Raw genomic sequence first — 22,091 nt, forward strand, 5'->3', positions numbered from 1 at the left:
CTTCAATGGCGTGGTGGACGAAGTGAACGAAGATCGCGAGACACTGAAGGTGATGGTGACGATCTTCGGGCGCTCAACGCCGGTCGAACTGGAGTTCGGCAAAGTGGAAAAGATTGAGTAGTTGAAGCTCTCAGCCATTAGCTTTCAGCTTCTAGCCGGGTTGGCGATCTAGCCGCAGCCGGTTGCGAGCGAACACTGAAGATTCGACACCAAAATTTGCATGAGGAAATGACCAGCCTTGAGTTCAGAGCTAGAGGCTAAAAGCTGGTTTCAAAGGAAACGACATGGCACCTCCGAAGAAGATTAATGGGTATGTGAAGCTGCAGATCGAGGCGGGCAAAGCGACGCCCGCGCCTCCGGTTGGCCCCGCGCTGGGCCAGGCGCAGGTGAACATCATGGAGTTCTGCAAGCAGTTCAACGCCAAGACGCAGAACAAGGAGATGGCCGGGCTGATTATTCCGGTTGTCATCACGGTTTATGCCGATCGCAGTTTCACCTTCATCACCAAGACGCCGCCCGCGGCTGTTCTGCTGAAGAAGGCAGCCGGCATCGCCAAGGGCGCAGGTACGCCCAACAAGGACAAAGTGGGCAAGGTGACCGAGAAGCAGGTGCGCGAGATTGCCACGCAGAAGATGCCCGACTTGAACGCCGCCTCGATTGATGCGGCCGTCAAGAGCATCAAGGGCACGGCCCGCTCAATGGGCATTGAGGTTGTAGGGTAAGTCCGGACTGGCTTACTACTATTGCCGTAAACGAAATGCCCTCCCCGCGGGGAGGGCATTTCTGCGTTCGCAATGATTACGGAAACGTTCGGAGTTCTGCTCCGGAACTCTTACTTCGGCGGAGCAGGGGTGAAGATCTCGCGCCGAGCTGGTTCGGGTTTCGGTTTGGGTTTCGGCGCCTTCTTGGCTTCTTTTCTACCTTTGTCTTTGCTTCCCATGGTTAAAAGCATGACACAGAACGCTGCTCCACGGAAAGTCCAAAGTGCGGCAGCGACCCTCCGTTATCAATCCGGATAGCGCCAAAGCGTCCGCCGGAACTGAAGGCCCGAGCGTCTACTTCTTCTCTTCCATCTTTTCTTCAGGCGCAGCGGGTTTCCTCTCCAGGTGATCGTGGTTGAGAATTGCGTTGAAGACCAGCGCATAGTCGCCGATGGTTTCACCGCGATAGATGGGGTTGTTACCAAAGAGCAGCACGCTGCCCTGGCCAAGATGCGCATTGACCACGATGGCGTGCTCGGCGATGGGGGTGGCCTTGTCGAGGAGGCCGTCGAGCAGCAGGTCCTTGCTACCGGCGAAGCGCAGGATGACCTCAGGGCGCATTGCTTCCGGGATGACCGAGAAGTTGTTGCGGGTCTGTTCTTCGTTCAGCTTCTTCGCCTGCCAGGGTTCAACCTTTTCGAGCGGCTCCGCTGCGACGGCTTTGCGGCCGAGGGGCTCGTCGTTTTCTTCGAGTGTGCCGCGGCCGGTGGGGCGTTCGGAGTAGGGATCCTTCAGCAGGCGCCCGCGGGAACGGCCGAGGGTGTTGCTGATATTGAAGGCCATGCCGTTGGCGCTGATCACGGACAGATTCGCTCCATAGCCTGATGCGATGGGACTGTCTTTGTCAACAAAGACGGTGTTGAGCACGGAGCCGACGATGCGTGCTTCGCCATGGGGCACGACACTTACGCCTGGGGCGAGGCCGGTGTCGACGGCGAACTGCGCAGTGTCTTCGCAGGTGATCAGCAAGCCGCCTTTGGCGACGAATTGCTTGAGATGTTCGAGACCTTCGTAGCCGAGGCCGGGGCGGATGTCGTCCGTGGAGTCGATGCGGCCAAGGTTGGGTGTGATGTCCGACTTCTTCCATGGCATGGCGTTGTTCCACATCGGCAGGCCGTCGATGATGTCGAGCGAGGAGGAATGGCCGACGGGGGCGAAGATAATGACGTCGTACTTCGAGCGCAGGTCATTCTCTTTTGCGACGGCCTGCGTACTCATGTAGTCGAAAGGAATGCCGGCGGTATCGAAGGCGTAGCGCCACCAGCCTTCAGTTTGCGTGGCAAGCCAGGTGTGCATGAATGCGATGCGCGGGGCTGCGACGTCATGCATGGCGACGGAGGGTGCAGCGCCGAGTTTTGTGCCGTCAAGCGCAAGATCGTGGAGCGCGGCGGCGACCTTGTCATCGGCATTGTTGATGAGGAGCGAGCCTGCGGCGAAGTGCTTGCCATCGGCGTCGAAGGGTTTTTCGGCGACCTGGATCTTCGCGTCCTTGAGCTTGTAAACCAGAGAGAGCAGGGAAATCTGACCGGTGTTGTTGACGGCGACGATCGAACCCGCGCCATCGATCTTGCCGGCCAGCGCGGCGGGATCGTCGATGGGCTTCATGCCGGCTTTGAGGATCGCGGGGTCTGTGACACGTACAACCTTGACGTTGAAGAGGTGGGTAAACGACCAGCCGGTGTCGTCGTAGGGATGTTTCTGCGGGTCGTCGGGCGCCCAGAACTGGCGGTCGAGCAGGGCATCGGCAATGCGCGAATACGGCTGATCCATGCGCACCACGATGCTGCCGGCGGCAAAGGTTTGCTGCTTTGGCTTATCGCCGCGCTTTGCGCCGGGAACCTCGGCTGTGACGGCGTCAGAGAGTTGCTGGATCTCGACGTGCTGGCGCTTGAGCACCTTCAGCAACTCAACTTCGCGATTGGTTTCGGCGGTATCGGGACCAATGACATAGGCGGCGGGGCCCTCGAGGGTCGGTTTCTGGATCGAGCGTTTGCTCTTGATGTAGTAGTTCTCGAGGAAGTGATGCGAATGCTGCGCGAAGTACGAAATCGTCGACAGCAGCGCGCTCTGTTCGTAGTTGTTGTTGTCGCGCTGCGACCAGGTGACGATGGGCAGTGGCGGATTCTGGCGGTACCAGGTGCGCGAATATTCCTCGGGCGTGAGGATGCGCTTTTCGGTGTCGGCGCCGCCGTTGCCGAAGGTCTCATAGAGGCGGCTGATGCCGTTGTGCATGGAGGCGAGGAACATGAGGTAGCCGGGGCTCCAGGTGTCGAAGTCGCCGTGGGTGAAGACGCCGGGCATGCCGAAGTTCTGCATCTGCGCGACGTTGTTCCAGCCGAGTTCGGCCCACTCGTCGGCGAGCAGCGGATCGACCCAGGCGTTGTAAGGACCGTCGCCCACGGTGTTGTCGTAGAGGAAGGGCACGGATTCGTGCAGGTCATGCAGAACCTGCGCGTGCCAGTCGATGTAGGTGTCGAGCACGTTGCGCGTCAGGTCGAGTGTCATGCCCATGGCGTCGCGATTGTTGTCGTGGGCAACGTAGTGGCCCCAGTAGAGCAGGTGCGGCCACTTCTCGTTAGGGTGGGCCTTGTGCCAGCGATAGATGTCGACCATGCGGTCGCGGCCATCGACTTCGACCACGGGCGTGATGAGCACGATCATGTGCGAGCGGATGTACTTGATGTAGGGTGAGTCATCGACGGCCAGGCGATAAGCCAGCTCCATCAGCGCGGTGGGCGCGCCGGTTTCGATGGAGTGAATGGTCCCGGTGATGTAGTAGACGGGGTAGGACTGGTCAATCAGCGCGCGGGCCTTGGCGTCGTCGAAGTTGATGGTGCGCGGATCGCCGAGTTGGGCCAGGCGCTGCTTGTTGGCGTCGGCGTTCTTAAGGAGGTCGGCATCGGCGATGGCCACGGCGATCATCTCGCGGCCTTCTTCGGTGTGTCCGATGGTGACGACCTTTACGCGCGGGCTGGCAGCCGCAAGCAGCCGGAAGTATTTGTAGACGTCTTCGGCGTAGGGCAGCATATCGGGCGCGCCGGAGACATCGCCCAAGGTCTTTGCGGGCGTGGGAACGGTCTTGGAAGCGGGCAGGTAGTCCACCAGCGGCGACAGGAACGACGGGTCGGTTGTGTACTTGTGGATGTGGTCGGTGTATTCCTGATCGACGGGCTGTTGCGGGTCACGGGCGAAGCTGGTGTTGAGGGTCTGCGGGTGAAGTGAAGCGGCTGCGGCAAAAATCCAAAGAGCAAAAAAAACCAAGGCCAACCGGGATTGTTTCATATACCTCTTCTCTTGAAAGGGTTCTTCCGCACGCAACGTGAGGCGAGTATGAGATCGGGGGACCTCGGGATCGCCTTCTTTCGTGCGTGGCAGAGGAGCGGCAATGGGGTTCGGCGGGCCTTGTGCGGATGCTGAAGATCGAAGAACCTGTCCGTGCATTGCCGGTTTCAAGAAACTATACGGTATCGGGTTCGATTTCAGAAATAGAGAGCAAACTCAAGCAGATGGATGGGCGATGGTTGTCTCGGTAAAAAGGGGCAGTAAAGTAATCTGGTAATCCTGTCCCCTTCCGACTGCCGCACCGTATTTCTACGCCCTTATTCGCCGCGCGCAGTTACGGGACCAGTCACCAGCACCTTCTGAGGGGCGTCGACCTTCGCGGACGGGACCTTGAGATCGACTTTCATTGATTCAACCTCAGGCTTTCCGTTCGACGGAGCTGTGAAGGTGAGCTCGTACTGGTGATTCAGGCGCCGGCGCAAATCCTGCAGGAACGGCTGCAGCGAAACAGGATTGCCGAGACCTTCCCAGTAGCTGTTACCGCCCGTTGCCTGCGTCACCATTGACAGGAGGTTCTGTCCGGCATTAGTTTCATACCAGCCGCTGTTGAAGCGCCCCATGTCTCTCCAGTAGATGGAATAAACGACCAACCCGGCGCGCACCGAGTCGTTGATCGCTGTTGCGACGTACGGATCTTCAGGGTCGTACCGCCGTTCGTAATTATCCACGCCGTCGGTGATCATCAGGACTTCGCGGCGAGCGGTGCGATCATGGGAGGGCCAGTTCTTGGCGAGGTCCGAAAGGCAGAAGTACGGGCTGGCATTCGAGCCGGGAAAGCCGGTGCTCAGGTGGAGGCCTTTGAGCACGTCGGCTGCATTGGAAGAAAGCGGACCGGAAAGCTTCGCACTTCCAGTGTCCATGTAGCCGATGGTCATCTTGGTGTTGGGCGGCATTTCCTTGACGAAACTCTGAAGTTCGCTGAACTCGGATCCCAAGCTCGTGCGCGCTCCGCCATCGATCAGGAGGACCAGCTCTACCGGGCTGTTGGCATCCTCGAGCGGGGTGAAATTTGTCACCGCGGAGTCTTTGCCGTTGACCTTAAGCTTGAGATTCTGTGCAGGCACCTTGCCGACCGTGCCGTTCTTGGCCGACGGCAAAATCGTGACTACGGCACGCCCCTGGCCGGTCTGATTGTACTTCTGAGCAAACGCTGGGAAAGCCGCGAAGATCGCGATTGCGGCCAACGCAACGGATAATCCTAATCTTTTCATAATGTTATTCCTCATTGGAGCACCCGCTCAATCGACCTCTGGCTGGGGTGCAATACCTTTACTCTCTTCACTCTGTTAGATGCCATATCGTGAGATTTGTTTCGGTGCTGGGGATAAGCTGCCCAGGGGGAAGAGCTTAGGAAAGTCGCGGTTCCGGAGATGTTTGCATTTTGGGTACCATTTCGCTATCATTCATGGATGTGCCCGGGGAAGTCCTTGGGCCGTCAATGGCACCACGGCATTTGGACCTGTTCGATGGCGTAAGCGCCGAAGGTTTCAGGCGCATAGCCTCCAGGTTCCCCGAAAAAGGGGCTGGCAACTGCGGTGGGAGACGAGGAACCGATGGCAAAATCCAGCAAGAATATTGCGAAGGCGCGTGCGGCTGTAACCAAGTCCGCGTATCCGCTGACCGAAGCGGTCACCCTGCTCAAAGAAGTGAAGTACGCCAAGTTCGACGAGACCGTCGACCTGACCATGCGTTTGGGTGTCGACACCCGGCATGCCGACCAGATGGTGCGCGGAACTGTCGTTCTGCCGCACGGACTGGGCAAGACCAAGACTGTTGCCGTGATTGCTTCCGGCGATCGCCAGAACGAAGCGCGGGAAGCCGGCGCTGACTTTGTGGGCGGCGAAGAAATGGTCGAAAAGATCCAGAAAGAGAATTGGACGGCATTCGACGCGCTGATTGCGACGCCCGACATGATGAAGGTTGTCGGCCGCTTGGGCAAGGTGCTCGGACCGAAGGGCCTGATGCCGAATCCAAAGACGGGAACCGTGACCCAGGATGTGGCCGCGGCTGTGAAAGAGATCAAAGCCGGCAAGGTGGAGTTTCGCGCCGACAAGACCAGCCTGGTGCACGTGCCGGTGGGCAAGCTGAGTTTCGATCCGCAAAAGCTGGTAGAGAACGCGACCACGGTGATTACGTCGATCGTGCGCGCCAAGCCTTCGGCGGCAAAGGGCAAGTACATCAAGAGCGTGACCCTGAGCTCAACGATGGGCCCCGGGGTTCCGCTGGATTCAGCCGTGGCGGACGCGGCGGGCAAGCACTAAAAGCAGGTTTTACGGGTCAGAGATCAGGGATCAGTTGAATGCGGTAACGCGGCTGAGAATCCTGGTGGGCCGAAGAAGTTGAAAAGAGCATTTGAAACGAGCGCCCTGCGCGGGCGGGAGGGAGTCGGGAGTTCAAATCGGGGTTGTTGAAAGCTGACCCCTGATCTCTGAGCCCTGATCCCTGGAGTTTGACATGGCAATTTCAAAGGCAAAGAAGTCGGAGAAGGTCAAGCTGCTGGCGAAGGAGCTTGAGACCTCGACAACCGCAATTATCGGCACGTTCAGCAAGCTGACCGTTGCCAAGGATTATGAACTGCGCAAGGTCATTCGCGAGGCGGGTGGCAAGTACCGCGTGGTCAAGAACAAGCTGGCTGCGGTTTCGAGCGAGGGCACCTCGATCGCTCCTGCGCTGAAGGGCCTGAAGGGCGTGAATTCGGTTGCCTTCACCTCGGGCGACCCGGTGGCGCTGGCCAAGGTTTTCGCGAAGTGGGCGGGCGAGAACGCGGAGTTCCAGTTCAAGCTGGGCATTGTCGACGGCAAGCTGCTGAACGTGCAAGAGGTCAAGGCGCTGGCGACGTTGCCGGGCAAGGAAGAAATCTTTGCCAAGTTGCTCTACCTCATCAATGCACCAGCGCAGCGCCTGGTTACGGTTCTGAACGCGACGGGACGCGACCTGGCGGTGGTGATCAACCAGGGCGTGGAGAAAGAAAAGTTTGCAGGCGCCGCTTAGCGGCGCCAGTTCTAAGTTCGTAGTTCTAAGTTCGTAGTCGGGCTTTCAAAGGCTGTGAACTTAGAACTTCGAACTGTGAACTGAAGGGTTTAAGCAGGCGGGAAGTGCGCGGGTCTGGCGCATCGGAAACTTCCACTGCGTGGGGCGGGATTTTGGACAAGGATCTCGTCTTGATCGGGAAATTCAACAAATCGGATTTGAATGGAGAACAAAAATGGCGGATCTCGCACAGTTGGAAGAACAGATTGTTAGCCTGAGCCTGCTTGAGGCAGCGTCTTTGGTGAAGAAGCTTGAAGAGCGCCTCGGCGTTTCGGCAGCAGCGGCAGCCCCGGTTGCAGCGGCCGGCGGCGGCGGTGCGGCAGCGGCTCCGGCGGCTGAAGAGAAGACCGAATTCCAGGTCATTCTGAAGGATTTCGGCGCGAACAAGATCAACACCATCAAGGCTGTCCGCGAGGTTACCTCGCTCGGCCTGAAGGAAGCCAAGGACCTGGTTGACGGCGCTCCCAAGGCGCTGAAAGAAAGCGCGACCAAGGACGAGGCTGAGGCGATCAAGAAGAAGTTCGAAGGCGTCGCAACCATCGAAATCAAGTAGTTTGGTACGCGACTTGCAAGACGAGCCGGGACGCGCTACGATAAACGTTGCGCGTCTTTTCGGCCCATGCTGGAATTTCCACGGTTTGGGCGAAAACCACTACAGCGCGTCTTAATCAAGAGTCAAAGGGCACAAATGTTCGCACCTCGGCTGGGCCAAGCAGCCATGGGGCGAACGTCAACACGAAGTTAAGTGCTCTCGTGTCATCGGGATAGGCGGGTTTCCCGGAGACGGATGTCGATTGGCAGGCGGCGGGCAGCAGAAGCGAGCTTTGGGATCGGCGATAGCAGTGCAACAAAAATCGGATGGGAGCATCGGCAGTAAGCCGCGCTCGTGAGGAGTTGTGTCCTCGCGGGCATTTGTGTCTCTACCACGGCAGATTAGGCTTTACGGCGAAATCTACCATGCATTTGCAGGCATTCGGGGCCGGGTTTTCCGGCAGGCCTGCTACCGATTGTGCGCAGTTTAGCCCAACACTCTGAAGTGCGACAACGCCTGTGGCGCAATTTTCACTGCGCCTCAATCAAGTAAACACGCTTGGCGCGGAGATTCCGGAAGCTCGGCTGAATTGTGGCCGAACGTTTCGGACGGGATTGGCTACGTGCAGGGGGCCAGTCCGAATCATCGGTTCTTCTACGTAAACTGCCGGCGCCTCGAGACTCGGGAGCCGGCCCGGCGCAAACCTGGATGGCGGGATTTGCGTTGGATGTGACGAGACTCAGGAGTGATGCATGCCTAACGAGAAGCGCGCGATTCGCAGCCGGCTCGATTTTTCCAAGATTCCTACCGCAACCCAGATTCCCAACCTGATCGAAGTGCAGCGTCGCTCATACGAGCGTTTTCTGCAGATGGACAAGCTGCCCAACGAGCGCGACGACTCAGGGCTGCAGTCGGTGTTTGTTTCAGTTTTCCCCATTACCGACTTCCGCGGCATCTCGCAGCTTGATTTCGTCGACTACTCCATCGGCAACTGGGAGTGCAAGTGCGGCCACCTCAAGGGTCTTCATCACCTGCGTACTGCCTGCACCCATTGCGGAGCGATGGTCATCACGGATCCGTTTCTTCCTGGTGACGTGTTGTGCCACAAGTGCGGAACGTACAACAAGAACGTTCCCGACTTCTGCAACAAGTGCGGCGACCCTGTCGGCCTGCAGCTGAAGTATGACCAGCAGGAGTGCGAAGAGCGCGGCATGACGTTCTCTGCCCCGTTGAAGGTGACCGTTCGCCTGACGATTTACGACAAGGACGCGGAGACGGGCAACAAGACCATTCGCGACATCAAGGAGCAGGAAGTCTTCTTCGGCGACATTCCGCTGATGACGCCGAACGGGACATTCATTGTCAACGGCACGGAGCGCGTGATTGTTTCGCAACTGCATCGTTCGCCTGGTGTCTTCTTTGAGACAGCGAACAACCGCACTTACTTCCTGGGCAAGATCATTCCCTATCGCGGATCGTGGGTGGAGTTCGAGTACGACCAGAAGAACACGCTCTACGTCCGCATCGACCGCAAGCGCAAGTTCCTGGGAACGATCTTCCTGCGCGCGCTTGGTCTGCGCTCCGACGAGGAGATTCTCAAGACCTTCTACACGATTGACCGCATCCACATCGCCGATGGCAAGCTGCAGTGGGCGGTTGCCGCAGAGAAGGTGTCGACACACCTTGTGGGAGCGAAACCGGCGCACGCCGTCCTGCACAAAGGCGAAGAGATTGCGCACTCCGGCCGCAAGATCACGGCCAACTCACTGAAGGCGATTCGTGCCGCCAACATCGACAAGATCGAGATTGAGTCCGCCGAGCTCGATGGAGCTATCACGGCCGCCGACATCGTTGACCTCAATACCGGCGAAGTGATCGTCGAAGCCAACGTGGAACTGACTGCCGATCGCCTGCACAAGGTGATGGCCAGCGGCGCGACGAGCTTCGAACTCTTCTTCCCGGAACGCGACGACGTGGGCAACATCATCACCAACACGTTGAAGCGCGACTCGGTACACAAGCCGGAAGAGGCTCTGATCGAAATCTATCGCAAGTTGCGCCCCGGTGATCCGCCGACGCTCGATACGGCGACTGCTCTGTTCGAAGGCATGTTCTTCGATCCGCGCAAGTACGACTTCTCGCGCGTGGGCCGTCTCAAGTTCAACATCAAGCTCTACGAGAATCAGGACGCAACCCAACTCGACCATCGCACCCTGACGCCGGAAGATTTCTACGGAACCATCCGTTACCTGCTGAAGCTGCGCAAGAACATCGGCATGGTGGACGATATCGATCACCTCGGCAACCGCCGTGTGCGCGCCGTTGGTGAATTGATGGAGAACCAGTTCCGCATCGGCCTCGTTCGCATGGAGCGCGCCATCAAGGAAAAGATGAGCGTGTATCAGGAGTTGTCGACGGCGATGCCGCACGACCTGATCAACGCCAAGCCGGTCATGGCCGCGATTCGCGAGTTCTTCGGTTCGTCGCAGTTGTCGCAGTTCATGGACCAGACCAATCCGCTGTCGGAAATTACGCACAAGCGCCGTTTGTCGGCACTTGGGCCGGGCGGCTTGTCGCGTGAGCGCGCAGGCTTCGAAGTCCGCGACGTACATCCGACCCACTACGGCCGCATCTGCCCGATTGAAACGCCGGAAGGTCCGAACATCGGCCTGATCAGCTCGCTGAGCTGCTTTGCACGGATCAATGAGTACGGATTTATCGAGTCGCCTTACCGCAAGGTGAAGGACTCGCGCATCCTGGATTACGTTGAGATCGTCAACGCAGGTGAAAGCGGGCTTCGCGTCGGCGACCACATCGAAAAGGAAGAAGCGATCAAGCTGAATGCCTCTCTGAAGAAGGCAAACAAGCGGCAGATCGACTACATGCCGTACAGCTTCTACCTGTCGGCTTGGGAAGAGGATAAGCACACCATCGCGCAGGCGAACATCGAGTTCAACGCCGAAGGGCAGATCACCGAGGACCTGGTGAATGCGCGTCGTCAGGGGAACTTCGTGCTGGTGAATCGCACGGACGTTGACTATATCGACGTCTCGCCGAAGCAACTCGTCTCGGTAGCCGCATCGTTGGTGCCGTTCCTCGAGCACGACGACGCGAACCGCGCGCTGATGGGCGCAAACATGCAGCGCCAGTCGGTTCCTCTGCTTGTGGCCGAGGCTCCGCTGGTGGGTACCGGCATGGAAGGCGTTACGGCCCGCGATTCGGGCGCTGTGATCCTGGCCAAGCGCAACGGCATCGTGGATTCGGTCGACTCCGAGCGCATCATTGTGCGCGTCGAAGGCGAGCATCATCCCACGCAGCTTTCGCGTGAAGTTGGTTCGGACATCTATACACTGATTAAGTTCAAGCGCTCGAACCAGAACACCTGCATCAACCAGAAGCCGGTTGTGCGCGAGGGTGAGCGCGTTATCAAGGGGCAGGTCATCGCCGATGGGCCGTGCACGGAGCAGGGCGAGCTGGCGTTGGGACGGAACGTTCTGGTGGCCTTCATGCCATGGCGCGGTTACAACTTTGAAGACGCGATCCTGATCAGCGAAAAACTGGTGCGCGAGGACTACTACACCTCTGTACACATCGAGGAGTTTGAGATCGAGGCGCGCGATACCAAGCTAGGACCCGAAGAAATCACGCGCGACATTCCCAACGTCAGCGAGCATGCGCTGCGCGATCTCGACGAGAGCGGAGTTATCCGCATCGGCGCCCAGATCGGCCACGGCGACATCCTCGTCGGCAAGGTAACGCCCAAGGGCGAGACCCAGCTGACACCGGAAGAGAAGCTGCTGCGCGCGATCTTCGGCGAAAAGGCCGGCGATGTGCGCGATGCTTCGCTTACCTGCCCTCCGGGTATCGAAGGCACGGTGGTCGATGTGCGCATCTTCTCGCGCAAGGGGCAGGAGAAGGATGAGCGCGCCAAGCTGATCGAGGCAGATTATGTTGCCAAGCTCGAAAAGAACCTCGGCGACGAAATCCGCATTCTTACGGACGAGCGTCTGAAGCGTCTCGAAGCGATTCTGGGCGGCAAGGAAGTATTGGCCGATCTGCACGACGAGCGGACCAACAAGCGCCTGATCACCAAGGCTGCAATCCTGGACCGCGAAACGATCGAGCGCATCTCGACGAAGAATCTCAAGCGCATCCGCTACAACGACAAGGATCCTCGCGTCAACGAGCAGATCGATGAGATCGAAGAGATGACCTCGCGCCAGATTGAAGTGCTGCGCAAGATCACCAATGAAAAGATTGCCAAGCTGCAGAAGGGTGACGAACTGCCTCCCGGCGTAATCAAGCTGGTCAAGGTTTACGTTGCCATGAAGCGCAAGCTTTCGGTCGGCGACAAGATGGCCGGCCGCCACGGCAACAAGGGAGTGATCGCGCGCATTTTGCCGGAAGAGGACATGCCATATCTGCCCGATGGCACTCCGGTGGAAATAGTTCTGAATCCGCTCGGCGTTCCTTCTCGTATGAACGTCGGACAGATTCTGGAAACGCACCTTGGCTGGGCCGCACATGCGCTGGGCGCCAAGATTGCTGCACTGATCAAGGCCAACAGCGACGTTGAGGCAACGCGCGAACTGATGAAGAAGGAGTTTGCCGGAACCGCGACGCTGCGTCAGCTTCTCGAACTCGATGACGAGATGCTGCTTCGTGTCGGTGCCGGCATGCAGCGCGGCATCTGGTTTGGAACCGCGGTGTTCGATGGCGCCAAGGAAGGCGAGATCAAGGCTCTGCTGGCCTCGGCCGGTCTGCCTTCATCCGGCAAGACGGCGCTGTTCGACGGCATGACGGGAGAGCAATTCGAGCAGCCGGTCACGGTGGGCTACATTTACATGCTCAAGCTCTCGCACCTGGTCGACGACAAGATTCACGCTCGCTCGATCGGACCGTACTCGCTGATCACGCAGCAGCCGCTGGGTGGCAAGGCGCAGTTCGGTGGACAGCGCTTTGGCGAAATGGAAGTGTGGGCTCTCGAAGCATACGGCGCTGCATACATCCTGCAGGAACTGCTCACTGCCAAGTCCGATGACGTCTATGGCCGTACCAAGATTTACGAGGCCATCGTCAAGGGCGAGGCGGCGATCGAGCCGGGTGTGCCGGAGTCGTTCAACGTGCTGATTCGTGAATTGCAGTCGCTGTGCCTGGACGTGGAATTGATCAAACGCGCGGACCTGATTAAGAAAGCGCCTGCGCCGGAAGTTGCGGCAGTCGCTGATTAGCAACTGTCAGCCTTCAGCTCTCAGCTTTCAGTGGCGACAAGCTCCTGAAAGCTGACGGCTGATAGCTGAAAGCTCAGCCAGAGTTTTTCGGTGTCCTTCTTGAAAGCGGTTACCGCCGCTTCCCGGGAAGGAAGGACCCGCTAAAAGAATCCCGGGAGATACCGCGGCGAATGCCGAAAGGCTCGCCAAGGAGGGTCGCCTTGTTTCGTTCAAACCCGTTTGAACTCACCAGCCCGATTACCGATTTTGACGCTATCCGCATCATGCTTGCTTCGCCGGAGAAAATCCGCAGCTGGTCGCATGGTGAGGTCACCAAGCCGGAAACCATCAACTACCGCACCTTCAAGCCGGAGCGCGATGGCTTGTTCTGCGCACGCATTTTTGGACCAGTAACGGACTGGGAGTGTCTCTGCGGGAAATACAAGCGCATGAAGCACCGCGGCGTGATCTGCGACAAGTGCGGCGTCGAAGTGACGGTAAGCAAAGTGCGTCGCGAGCGCATGGGCCACATCGAGCTCGCGTCCCCTTGTTCTCATGTCTGGTTCTTCAAGGGCCTCCCGTCGCGTATCGGCCACCTGCTCGATATTTCTTTGCGCGACCTTGAGAGCATTCTCTACTTCGAGTCCTATGTCGTGGTCGACGTGGGCGACGCTCCGGTGAAAGAGCGCGAGATCATCAAGGACGAAGCTCGTTATCGCGAGCTCGACCAGCAGTATCGTCCCTCCGGTTTCAAGGCCATGATGGGCGCCGAGGCCATCAAGGAATTGCTGAAGCGTGTCCAGATCGAAGAGCTGGGCCTGGAACTGCGCGAGCGGATGAAGACCGAGACCTCAGCGCAGAAGAAGATCAAGTATGCCAAGCGCCTGAAGGTCGTAGAGGCATTCCGCAAGTCCAGCAACAAGCCGCAGTGGATGATTCTCGATGTACTGCCGGTCATTCCTCCAGAGCTGCGCCCGTTGGTGCCGCTGGATGGCGGCCGCTTTGCCACGTCGGATCTGAACGATCTCTATCGCCGTGTGATCAACCGCAATAACCGGTTGAAGAAGCTGATGGACCTGCACGCGCCTGAAGTGATCGTGCGCAACGAAAAGCGCATGTTGCAGGAAGCCGTGGATGCGCTGTTTGATAACGGCCGGCGCGGACGTGTGCTGCGCGGCGCCAACAACCGCCCGCTGAAGTCGCTCTCGGATACGCTGAAGGGCAAGCAGGGCCGCTTCCGTCAGAACCTGCTCGGCAAGCGCGTCGACTACTCCGGCCGTTCGGTCATCGTGGTCGGTCCAGAACTCAAGCTGCACCAGTGCGGTCTGCCCAAGAAGATGGCGCTTGAGCTGTTCAAGCCCTTCATCTATCACCGCCTGGAACAGACGGGCCACTGCACCACCATCAAGCAAGCCAAGGAAATGGTGGAGATGCAGGAGCCGGTGGTGTGGGACATCCTTGAAGAAGTCATCAAGGATCACCCCGTGCTGCTGAACCGCGCTCCAACCCTTCACCGCCTCGGCATTCAGGCGTTTGAGCCGGTGCTGGTGGAAGGCAAGGCTATCAAGATTCACCCCCTGGTCTGCACCGCCTTCAACGCCGATTTCGACGGCGACCAGATGGCCGTGCACATTCCTCTTTCGCCTGAGGCGCAGATTGAAGCCAGCGTGCTGATGCTCGCATCACACAATATTCTTTCGCCGGCGTCGGGTCAGCCGATCACCGTTCCAACTCAGGACATGGTGCTTGGGCTGTATTACCTGACCAAGGCCAAGAAGGGTGGCATCGGCGAAGGCCGCGTGTTCTCGAATACGGAAGAGATCCTGATGGCGCTTGAAGCCAGGCAGTTGGAGACTCTGACGCCGATCCGCCTGCGCTACACGGGCAAGGTGCTCGATATGACCACCGCCTACGACGATCAGGACCTGACGCATACCGAGCCGGTGGACTTCAATAACGAGTACATCAACACCACCGTTGGCCGCGTGATTCTGAACGACGCACTGCCTTCGGGCATGCCCTACATCAACGGCCTGCTCAAGAAGAAGGGCATCGGTCAGCTGGTGAACTATTGCAATCAGAACCTCGGTCTTGAGGTCACGGTTGGAATGCTGGATCGCATCAAGGCACTGGGCTTTAACTACGCCACCAAGTCCGGCCTGTCTGTTGGCCTCGATGACATGGTCATTCCGGCCAGCAAGTACACCACCGTGGACGAAGCCGACAAGAAGGTGATCGAGGTCCAGAAACAGTACATGGACGGCGCCATCACCAACGGCGAGCGTTCCAACAAAGTCATCCAGATGTGGTCGGCTGTGACTGACCAGGTTGCGGACGAGATGTTCGGCAACATGAAGAAGGCGGATGACGAGGGAGCCATGAACCCGATTTACATCATGGCCGACTCCGGCGCCCGCGGTTCAAAGCAGCAGATTCGCCAGCTCAGCGGCATGCGTGGACTGATGGCCAAGCCTTCGGGCGAAGTCATCGAGACGCCGATTACCGCAAACTTCCGCGAAGGCTTGACGGTGCTGGAGTACTTCATCTCGACCCACGGCGCGCGTAAGGGCCTGGCCGATACGGCACTGAAGACTGCCGACTCGGGCTACCTCACACGCCGCCTGGTCGACGTGGCGCAGGACGTCATCGTCACCGAGTACGACTGCGGTACGAGCGAAGGCATCTACGTTGGTTCCATCGTCGAATCTGGCGAAATCATCGAGCCGATGCGCGATCGTATCATTGGCCGCGTATCGCTTGAGCGCATCAAGGATTACGACGGCAACGTGGTTGTCGAAGTCAACCAGCCGATCGACGAAGACATTGCTTCGGCGATTCAGGGTGCGGGTGTCGAGAAGGTGAAGATCCGCTCGGTGCTGACCTGCGAATCGCGTCGCGGCGTCTGCGCTCTGTGCTACGGACGCAACCTCGGCTCCGGCCGGATGGTCGAGCTCGGCGAAACCTGCGGCGTAATTGCGGCGCAGTCCATCGGCGAGCCGGGCACGCAGCTTACCATGCGCACCTTCCACGTCGGCGGAACCGCCAGCCGCGTGCAGGACAAGTCGCGCCTCGATGCCAAGAACAACGGCTTCGTGCGCTTCATCAACCTGAACCACGTCGAGAGCAAGGACGGCACTCTCGTTGCCATGAACCGCTCCGGCTCACTCGCGATCGTGGATGAACGCGGCCGTGAAAAGGAGCGCTACCAGGTGGTATACGGTGCGCGCCTGCGGGTGAAGGACGGCGCGGCTGTGAAGCTCGGCGAACTGCTTGCGGAGTGGGATCCCTACACCTACGCCATCCTCACGGAGATCGGCGGCACGGTGCAGTTCAAGGATCTGCAGGAAGGCATCACGCTCAACGAGGAAGTCGACGAAGTCACAGGCCTGTCGCGCTGGGTGGTTGCCGATGCTCCCGATGAGAAGCGTCAGCCGGCATTTGTCGTCAAGAACGCCAAGACGCACAAGCGGTACCTGCTGCCTCGCGGTGCGCACCTTATGGTGCAGGATGGCGATGAGGTGGGGCCGGGCGATGTGCTCGCGAAGATCCCGAAGGAGTCGACGCGTACCAAGGACATCACGGGCGGTCTGCCGCGCGTGGTGGAACTCTTCGAAGCCCGCAAGCCGCGCGAAACGGCCATCATCAGCGAGATCGATGGTGTGGTCCGGTTCGGCGAAGTGCAGAAGGGGCAGCGCAAGATTTACGTTACGGCTGACAACGGCGACGAGAAGGAGTATTCGGTGCCTCGCGGCATCCACGTCAACGTGCAGGAGGGCGAACGCCTTCGTGCCGGCGACCCGCTGATGGACGGTCCCTTGAACCCGCATGACATTCTTGCCGTGCTGGGCGAAAAGGAACTGCAGGCTTACCTGGTGAACGAAATCCAGGAAGTCTACCGTCTGCAGGGCGTGGCCATCTCTGACAAGCACATCGAAGTGATTGTCCGGCAGATGCTGCGCTGGGTGCGTATCGACGAAGTGGGCGACACGAACTTCCTGCTCGAACAGCAGGTCGATCGCTTCCGCTTCCGCGAAGAGAACGAGCGCATTGTCAGGGAAGGTGGCCGTCCGGCACTCGGTCGTCCGCTGCTGCTTGGCATAACCAAGGCTTCGCTCTCGACCGACTCGTTCATCTCCGCGGCCAGCTTCCAGGAGACGACCCGCGTGCTTACCGAGGCCAGCATCAACGGAGCGATCGACAATCTCCGCGGCCTCAAAGAGAACGTCATCGTCGGCCGGCTTATCCCGGCAGGCACGGGCCTTGAGTACTACCGCAACGTCCAGCTCTCACCGGAACTGGAAGAAGCGGCAGCCCGCGTCCAGCAGGAGGTTTCGGCAGAGATCGAAGCCGCCGAGCGCGAACTCGAACTCATGCGCCAGGAAGGCGAAGCCGAAGAGATGGCAGCCGAGTAACCGACAGTTGTCAGTGGTCAGTGAACAGAAGGTCCGGCGCGAGCCGGGCCTTTTTATTCGTCACGCAAATTTCCGAAGCATCTCTTCCGGAATGAATACGCATCGCAATCCGCTTTAGATGTGGGTGATCGCCGTGCTGCCATTCATCTCATTCGATTTGTCCGCGTGACATTGACGGCAAAACTGCGCGGATCGGTTGCTGCTCGGGCCTTCGCTAGCTGCAGGGTCATACGGAGCGCGCAGGAAGTGCCGAGTCGCATAGACTCCCACCGGAAAAAGATTCGAGGCGGAACTTGCTGTCACCCTGGTGATCGTCATGAGGTGTGGATTGTGGCACGTGGTGCAAGCGACAACGGAGGTGTTGCCGTTATGGCTCGGTTTGACGAAGAAACCATAACTCGCGGCAAAGTGCGATGAGTGAATGCCCCCCATCGTGATAACGCTGTTGGTTTCAGTGCAATCCCAGCCATGGGCCCCGCCGCACCTGATCTGCGCTTCAAGTCCCATCGGATGGTCTTCAATCTCATGACCCGTGATCAGGCTTTCATGATCCAACAATGTGGGAATCGTGTCGACAGATGCATAGCCGGAAGGGATGGTCTCGTAAACAACATTGCGCATCATTGCTGGCGTTCCGTAGTTTCCGTCGTGGCAGGTAAGGCATCTGAGAACACCATCAAAGTCAGACGTGTTGGTCGTCGCCTCTTGAGACGACTGGCTGCCATAAGCGGCGTATACGCCTGTCACATCCTGACCCCAAAGCATGTCTCCGCCCTGGTTAGCCTTGCGAGTGAGAGTGCTGCGCTGCTCCCATCGTATTCTGTGTGGCGAGTGACACTCAGGGCACCCGCGTCCGGCGTTGACATGTGCGCCCAGGGCGTCCGTCCGGGGCGTGCTGGTTTTTGCCGCGGCGGATGCGGCAAACGCGCAAAGAATCGCGACAACTGTAATCGCCCGCTTCGCGAGCGACAGTTGGAATTCGTAATCTGGATGACTCTTCATACACCGATCTTTCGAACAGTCAATCATTACGCCGCTGCGACGAGAGCAGGGGGCGTGTGACACTTTCGAGTGATAACGAGAGTCATGTGCGGACACGAAAGCCTGCAAGTGATTCAGGGCTCCGAGATTCCACGGATGGAGCGTTCTCAGAACACATGGATGCCCTTAGCAATCCGGGCTTTCTTTATTTCGGCCTGATCAACATCGTGCTAATATCGAGCCAATCAAGACATTTCAACTTGAGCGGTATCCCGAATTGCCTAACCAATCTGTATCTGTAGCTGCATCTGTATCCGAATTTCCAGTGCTCCGCCCCAGCCCGGCCAAGCCGCCGATGTTGATCGAGCGGACTCAGCCGGTGCTCGAAAAGCTGTCGCGCGCACTCGGCGAACCGATCATCACCTACTGGAATTCCAACAAAGGTTCCATCTGCCAGAACGACGTCGCCGGTCTATACGCATTGCTGCGTAAGCTCGGGAGCATCGAGCGCCTGACGCTGTTCGTCAAGTCCGACGGCGGTTCGGGACAGGCATCGCTGCGCATGGTGAACCTGCTGCGCCGCTATGTGAAGCATCTCACGGTGCTTGCGCCGCTCGAGTGCCAGTCGGCAGCAACCATGCTGGCGCTAGGCGCAGACAAGATCCTGATGGGACCGCTCGCGCACTTGTCTGCCGTCGACACTTCGCTTACGCACGATCTCTCGCCCATCGACCGCGACAACGATCGGGTAAGCGTCAGCAACGACGAACTGCTGCGCGTCATTCGCCTCTGGACGGAGCAGGCCAAGGACTCGACAACCAATCCGTACGAAGCGCTGTTCCCGTATGTCCATCCGCTGGTGATCGGCGCGGTCGATCGCTCGAGCGCGCTTTCAACCCGCATCTGCGAAGAGATCTTGTCGTACCACATGGACGACAAGGAGCGGGCGCGCGAAATCAGCAACAACCTGAATTCCGGCTATCCCTCGCATAACTATCCCATCACGCTGCGCGAAGCCGGGCGTATCGGCCTCAACGTGGAGGCCATGGACGACAGCGTGAACGCGCTGCTGTTCGAACTGAACGAGATCTACTCCGAGATGGGCGAGAGCGCGACCACCGACTACGACGAGAAGAATTCGCATGACAACAGCATCATCAAGGTGATGGAGGCGGCCGGTACGCTGATCTACTACCAACTCGACAAGGATTGGCACTACCGCTGCGAGGAACGCCGGTGGGTGGCTCTGAACGAGAAGAGCCAGTGGCGCAAGGCGGAACTTGTCAAGGGCAAGGTGACGATCTCGCAGCTGCACGTGCGCTGAGAGCAAGCGCGGGTTTGGTTAGGGGGGATGAAGCAAGTCGGTTCAAACAGAGCCGGTGCGCTTTTATTTGTCCGGTTCTTCCGGATTGAAGAGCGCCTTTTGCAGGCGACCCGGCATTTCTGCGCCGTGGCGCTTGGTGTGCTTGGCAACGTACATTGCGGCGTCGGCGGCGCTCAGCAGGTCTTCGGCCGAGGTTCCGTCGTCGGGATAGAGTGCAACCCCCACGCTAGCTCCTCCACGAAGCACATAGCCCTCCACCGCAAAGGGAGCGTCAAAGCAGCGTTCGAGCCGTTGCGCGATTTCCTCAAGAGCGGAGTGGGTGCGCACCACGGGCACAAGGGCCGCAAACTCGTCGCCGCCGAGGCGCGCGAGCATATCGCCGGAACGGAGCTGCCGCTTCATACGCATGGAGACTTCCTGCAGGTAAAGGTCGCCAATGTGATGGCCATAGAAGTTATTGACCTGCTTGAACTCGTCCAAATCGATGTAGACAATGCCAAAGATCGAGCCCTCAACCCGCGACTTTTCGATCAACTGCTCAAGGTAGCGGTCGAGGGAATAGCGGTTATGGATATCGGTGAGCAAATCGAACTCCGAGCGGTAGACGAGGTCCTTGTAAAGCCGGCGCGTTTCGATCGCGAGCGTTGCCAACCGAACGCCTTCTTCCAGGGCTGAGGATTCGTCGTGAGGATGAGGTTCACCAGCCTCGGTGGCGGCAAACAGCGTTCCCAGAGAACCACCGGCGCGGGCGGGAATGTCGAGGCGAATGGTTCGCAGTCCCCGAGCTTTGGCGGGAGCATTTCCCAGGCGCGCTCCATCCGGCATTTCACACCAGCAGAACGGGAAGCCGAGGCTGAACGCCACCATCTCAGTAATGGAATCGATCAGCTCCGGCAAAGGACGCGAACTGTTGATGTCCTCAAGGATCTTGCCGCGCTTGCTCTCCAGTTGCGCATTGTGGCGCTCGATCCGGGTTTCGGATTCGGAATGTGCGCTGATGGTTCGGCTCTGGTAGTCGACCTTTCTACGGAGAATCCAGCCCCATAAGCCGACGATCAGGACAAGGACCGCGAGTACGATCACGATCGGACCCAAGTTGTGGGCGCTGAACCACGAGGGAGCGCTCATGGGTGTGAGGTCAGTGGCGTCCCGGGCGCCCGCTGCATGAGCGAGCGGCGTTGCAATTACTGCCGCGAGAAATGCTGCAGCTCGCGCCAGACACTGCCGGGATTTGCCAGTCAACTTCATGCCAGCGTCCTTCGAAATTGCCTGCTAGCTCCTTATCGTGAGGAACTTAGCTGATACCACACGCAATCAGGAACTTGTTGCGATTGGTAAAAGTTTACGCTCACGTCTGGTTACTCTCGTTACACCTTTCGCGGTAGTTTGATGCCACCGGTCATACCACTTTCAGCACAAGGATGACGCGTTTCGGGGCATGCGGCGGGGGGCGCAGGGTATGATAGCTGGGGCTCAGATTCGGGAGACCAATCCTGCATGGCAACCAACCCAGAGCTTCCCCTTGTCGTCACCTCGTTTCCACCCAGCGGAACCCAATCGCTACCCACGCGGCGCATTCGCGTGCTCGGCGTGCCGCTCGACATGGGTGCAAGTCGTCGCGGCGTCGATATGGGGCCTTCGGCGATGCGCGTCGCGGGACTGGAAGCGCGCCTCGAAGCCCTCGGCCACCACGTCACCGACAGTGGCAATATAGCGGTCGATATTGCAGAGACCCAGAATGTGGGCGAGCCGAATGCACGCTATCTCAAGCAGATTGCCGATACGTGCACGCGCACGTCCAGGGAAGTCTGCAAGACCCTGGAAGAGGGAATGACTCCCCTGGTGCTGGGCGGCGACCATTCCATCGCGGTCGGGTCGGTCTCCGGAGTATCGGAGTTCTTTCGGCGCCAAAACCAGAAGATCGGCCTGATCTGGATTGATGCGCACTCCGACATCAACACACCGGATACCTCGCCCAGCGGAAACGTGCACGGCATGCCGCTGGCGGCGTTGCTGGGGTTGGGACCCGATCTGTTGACCAACATCGGCGGCTTTGCCCCAAAGATCGCTCCGGAAAACACCGTGCTGGTGGGGGTGCGCGACATCGACGCCGCGGAACGCGCCAATATCCGTCGCGCGGGGATGGGCGAGGTGTACACCATGCGCGACATCGATGAGCGGGGCATGCGCGCGGTGATGGAAGAGGCTCTGCGTGCGGCAGGCCGCGGCACGGCCGGCTACCACATCTCGCTCGATATGGACTGGATCGACCCCGAGGATGCGCCCGGCGTGGGCACGCCGGTTCGGGGCGGCGCGACGTATCGCGAGGCGCACCTGGCCATGGAGATCCTTGCCGATCACGGCCGGATGCTCAGCTTCGAGATTGTTGAAGTGAACCCGGTGATCGATGAGCACAACCGGACCGCTGACCTGGCGGTGGAACTGGCGTGCTCGGCGTTTGGGAAGAAGATACTCTGATCAGCTGCAAATTCTGCGGTC

At 59.0% G+C, this 22,091-nt stretch carries 13 protein-coding genes; 9 read left to right on the forward strand and 4 right to left on the reverse strand.

The window, feature by feature from the left end; genetic code table 11:
- The coding region (nusG, locus tag WCA10_RS09395; RefSeq protein ID WP_472822391.1) for a transcription termination/antitermination protein NusG at positions 1–121 on the forward strand (121 nt) is incomplete at its 5' end.
- A gap of 163 nt (positions 122–284) precedes the next feature.
- The gene (gene rplK, locus WCA10_RS09400; RefSeq protein WP_472822250.1) at positions 285–722 is read left to right on the forward strand and encodes a 50S ribosomal protein L11; all 438 of its coding nucleotides are present in this window, start codon (positions 285–287) and stop codon (positions 720–722) included.
- A gap of 333 nt (positions 723–1,055) precedes the next feature.
- Here the strand turns inward: rplK and WCA10_RS09405 are convergent, their stop codons facing one another.
- Positions 1,056–4,043 carry a M14 family zinc carboxypeptidase gene (locus WCA10_RS09405; RefSeq protein WP_472822251.1) on the reverse strand — a complete coding sequence of 996 codons (2,988 nt, stop codon included), beginning with the start codon at positions 4,041–4,043 and terminating at the stop codon, positions 1,056–1,058.
- A 317-nt stretch (positions 4,044–4,360) separates the two neighbouring features.
- On the reverse strand, positions 4,361–5,314 hold the full coding sequence (locus WCA10_RS09410) for a vWA domain-containing protein (RefSeq protein WP_472822252.1): 954 nt from the start codon (positions 5,312–5,314) through the stop codon (positions 4,361–4,363).
- Between the two features lie 342 nt (positions 5,315–5,656).
- On the opposite strand from WCA10_RS09410, the gene rplA reads away from it, so the two are divergent.
- The 5 genes from rplA to rpoC all read left to right on the forward strand — a co-directional run bounded on the left by rplA (position 5,657) and on the right by rpoC (position 17,287).
- On the forward strand, positions 5,657–6,364 hold the full coding sequence (gene rplA / locus WCA10_RS09415) for a 50S ribosomal protein L1 (RefSeq protein WP_472822253.1): 708 nt from the start codon (positions 5,657–5,659) through the stop codon (positions 6,362–6,364).
- Between the two features lie 193 nt (positions 6,365–6,557).
- Positions 6,558–7,094 (forward strand): 50S ribosomal protein L10, encoded by a 537-nt coding sequence (rplJ, locus tag WCA10_RS09420; RefSeq protein WP_472822254.1) that lies wholly within the window; start codon positions 6,558–6,560, stop codon positions 7,092–7,094.
- Positions 7,095–7,308: 214 nt separating this feature from the next.
- Positions 7,309–7,686 (forward strand): 50S ribosomal protein L7/L12, encoded by a 378-nt coding sequence (rplL, locus tag WCA10_RS09425; RefSeq protein WP_472822255.1) that lies wholly within the window; start codon positions 7,309–7,311, stop codon positions 7,684–7,686.
- A gap of 731 nt (positions 7,687–8,417) precedes the next feature.
- The gene (gene rpoB / locus WCA10_RS09430; RefSeq protein ID WP_472822256.1) at positions 8,418–12,896 is read left to right on the forward strand and encodes a DNA-directed RNA polymerase subunit beta; all 4,479 of its coding nucleotides are present in this window, start codon (positions 8,418–8,420) and stop codon (positions 12,894–12,896) included.
- A 200-nt stretch (positions 12,897–13,096) separates the two neighbouring features.
- On the forward strand, positions 13,097–17,287 hold the full coding sequence (rpoC, locus tag WCA10_RS09435; protein ID WP_472822257.1) for a DNA-directed RNA polymerase subunit beta': 4,191 nt from the start codon (positions 13,097–13,099) through the stop codon (positions 17,285–17,287).
- 114 nt (positions 17,288–17,401) lie between these two features.
- Here rpoC and WCA10_RS09440 read toward each other — a convergent pair whose 3' ends face one another.
- Complete coding sequence (locus WCA10_RS09440) at positions 17,402–18,289, reverse strand: hypothetical protein (RefSeq protein ID WP_472822258.1); 888 nt, start codon at positions 18,287–18,289, stop codon at positions 17,402–17,404.
- A 304-nt stretch (positions 18,290–18,593) separates the two neighbouring features.
- On the opposite strand from WCA10_RS09440, the gene WCA10_RS09445 reads away from it, so the two are divergent.
- Positions 18,594–19,592 carry a hypothetical protein gene (locus tag WCA10_RS09445; RefSeq protein ID WP_472822259.1) on the forward strand — a complete coding sequence of 333 codons (999 nt, stop codon included), beginning with the start codon at positions 18,594–18,596 and terminating at the stop codon, positions 19,590–19,592.
- Positions 19,593–19,655: 63 nt separating this feature from the next.
- Here the strand turns inward: WCA10_RS09445 and WCA10_RS09450 are convergent, their stop codons facing one another.
- A complete protein-coding gene (locus WCA10_RS09450) occupies positions 19,656–20,840 on the reverse strand; it encodes a diguanylate cyclase domain-containing protein (protein WP_472822260.1) in 1,185 nt (394 codons plus the stop codon).
- 249 nt (positions 20,841–21,089) lie between these two features.
- Here WCA10_RS09450 and rocF point away from each other — a divergent pair, with 249 nt between their 5' ends.
- Positions 21,090–22,070 carry an arginase gene (gene rocF, locus WCA10_RS09455; protein ID WP_472822261.1) on the forward strand — a complete coding sequence of 327 codons (981 nt, stop codon included), beginning with the start codon at positions 21,090–21,092 and terminating at the stop codon, positions 22,068–22,070.
- Positions 22,071–22,091 lie beyond the last annotated feature (21 nt).

It is taken from the genome of Occallatibacter sp. (assembly GCF_049582745.1).
Lineage (GTDB): Bacteria > Acidobacteriota > Terriglobia > Terriglobales > Acidobacteriaceae > Telmatobacter.

What these genes read in the sequence shown, in the direction of transcription:
- rplK (WP_472822250.1), top strand. Translation starts at nt 285, where the DNA reads ATGGCACCTCCGAAGAAGATTAATGGGTATGTGAAGCTGCAGATCGAG.
- WCA10_RS09405 (WP_472822251.1), bottom strand. Translation starts at nt 4,043, where the DNA reads ATGAAACAATCCCGGTTGGCCTTGGTTTTTTTTGCTCTTTGGATTTTT.
- WCA10_RS09410 (WP_472822252.1), bottom strand. Translation starts at nt 5,314, where the DNA reads ATGAAAAGATTAGGATTATCCGTTGCGTTGGCCGCAATCGCGATCTTC.
- rplA (WP_472822253.1), top strand. Translation starts at nt 5,657, where the DNA reads ATGGCAAAATCCAGCAAGAATATTGCGAAGGCGCGTGCGGCTGTAACC.
- rplJ (WP_472822254.1), top strand. Translation starts at nt 6,558, where the DNA reads ATGGCAATTTCAAAGGCAAAGAAGTCGGAGAAGGTCAAGCTGCTGGCG.
- rplL (WP_472822255.1), top strand. Translation starts at nt 7,309, where the DNA reads ATGGCGGATCTCGCACAGTTGGAAGAACAGATTGTTAGCCTGAGCCTG.
- rpoB (WP_472822256.1), top strand. Translation starts at nt 8,418, where the DNA reads ATGCCTAACGAGAAGCGCGCGATTCGCAGCCGGCTCGATTTTTCCAAG.
- WCA10_RS09440 (WP_472822258.1), bottom strand. Translation starts at nt 18,289, where the DNA reads ATGAAGAGTCATCCAGATTACGAATTCCAACTGTCGCTCGCGAAGCGG.
- WCA10_RS09450 (WP_472822260.1), bottom strand. Translation starts at nt 20,840, where the DNA reads ATGAAGTTGACTGGCAAATCCCGGCAGTGTCTGGCGCGAGCTGCAGCA.
- rocF (WP_472822261.1), top strand. Translation starts at nt 21,090, where the DNA reads ATGGCAACCAACCCAGAGCTTCCCCTTGTCGTCACCTCGTTTCCACCC.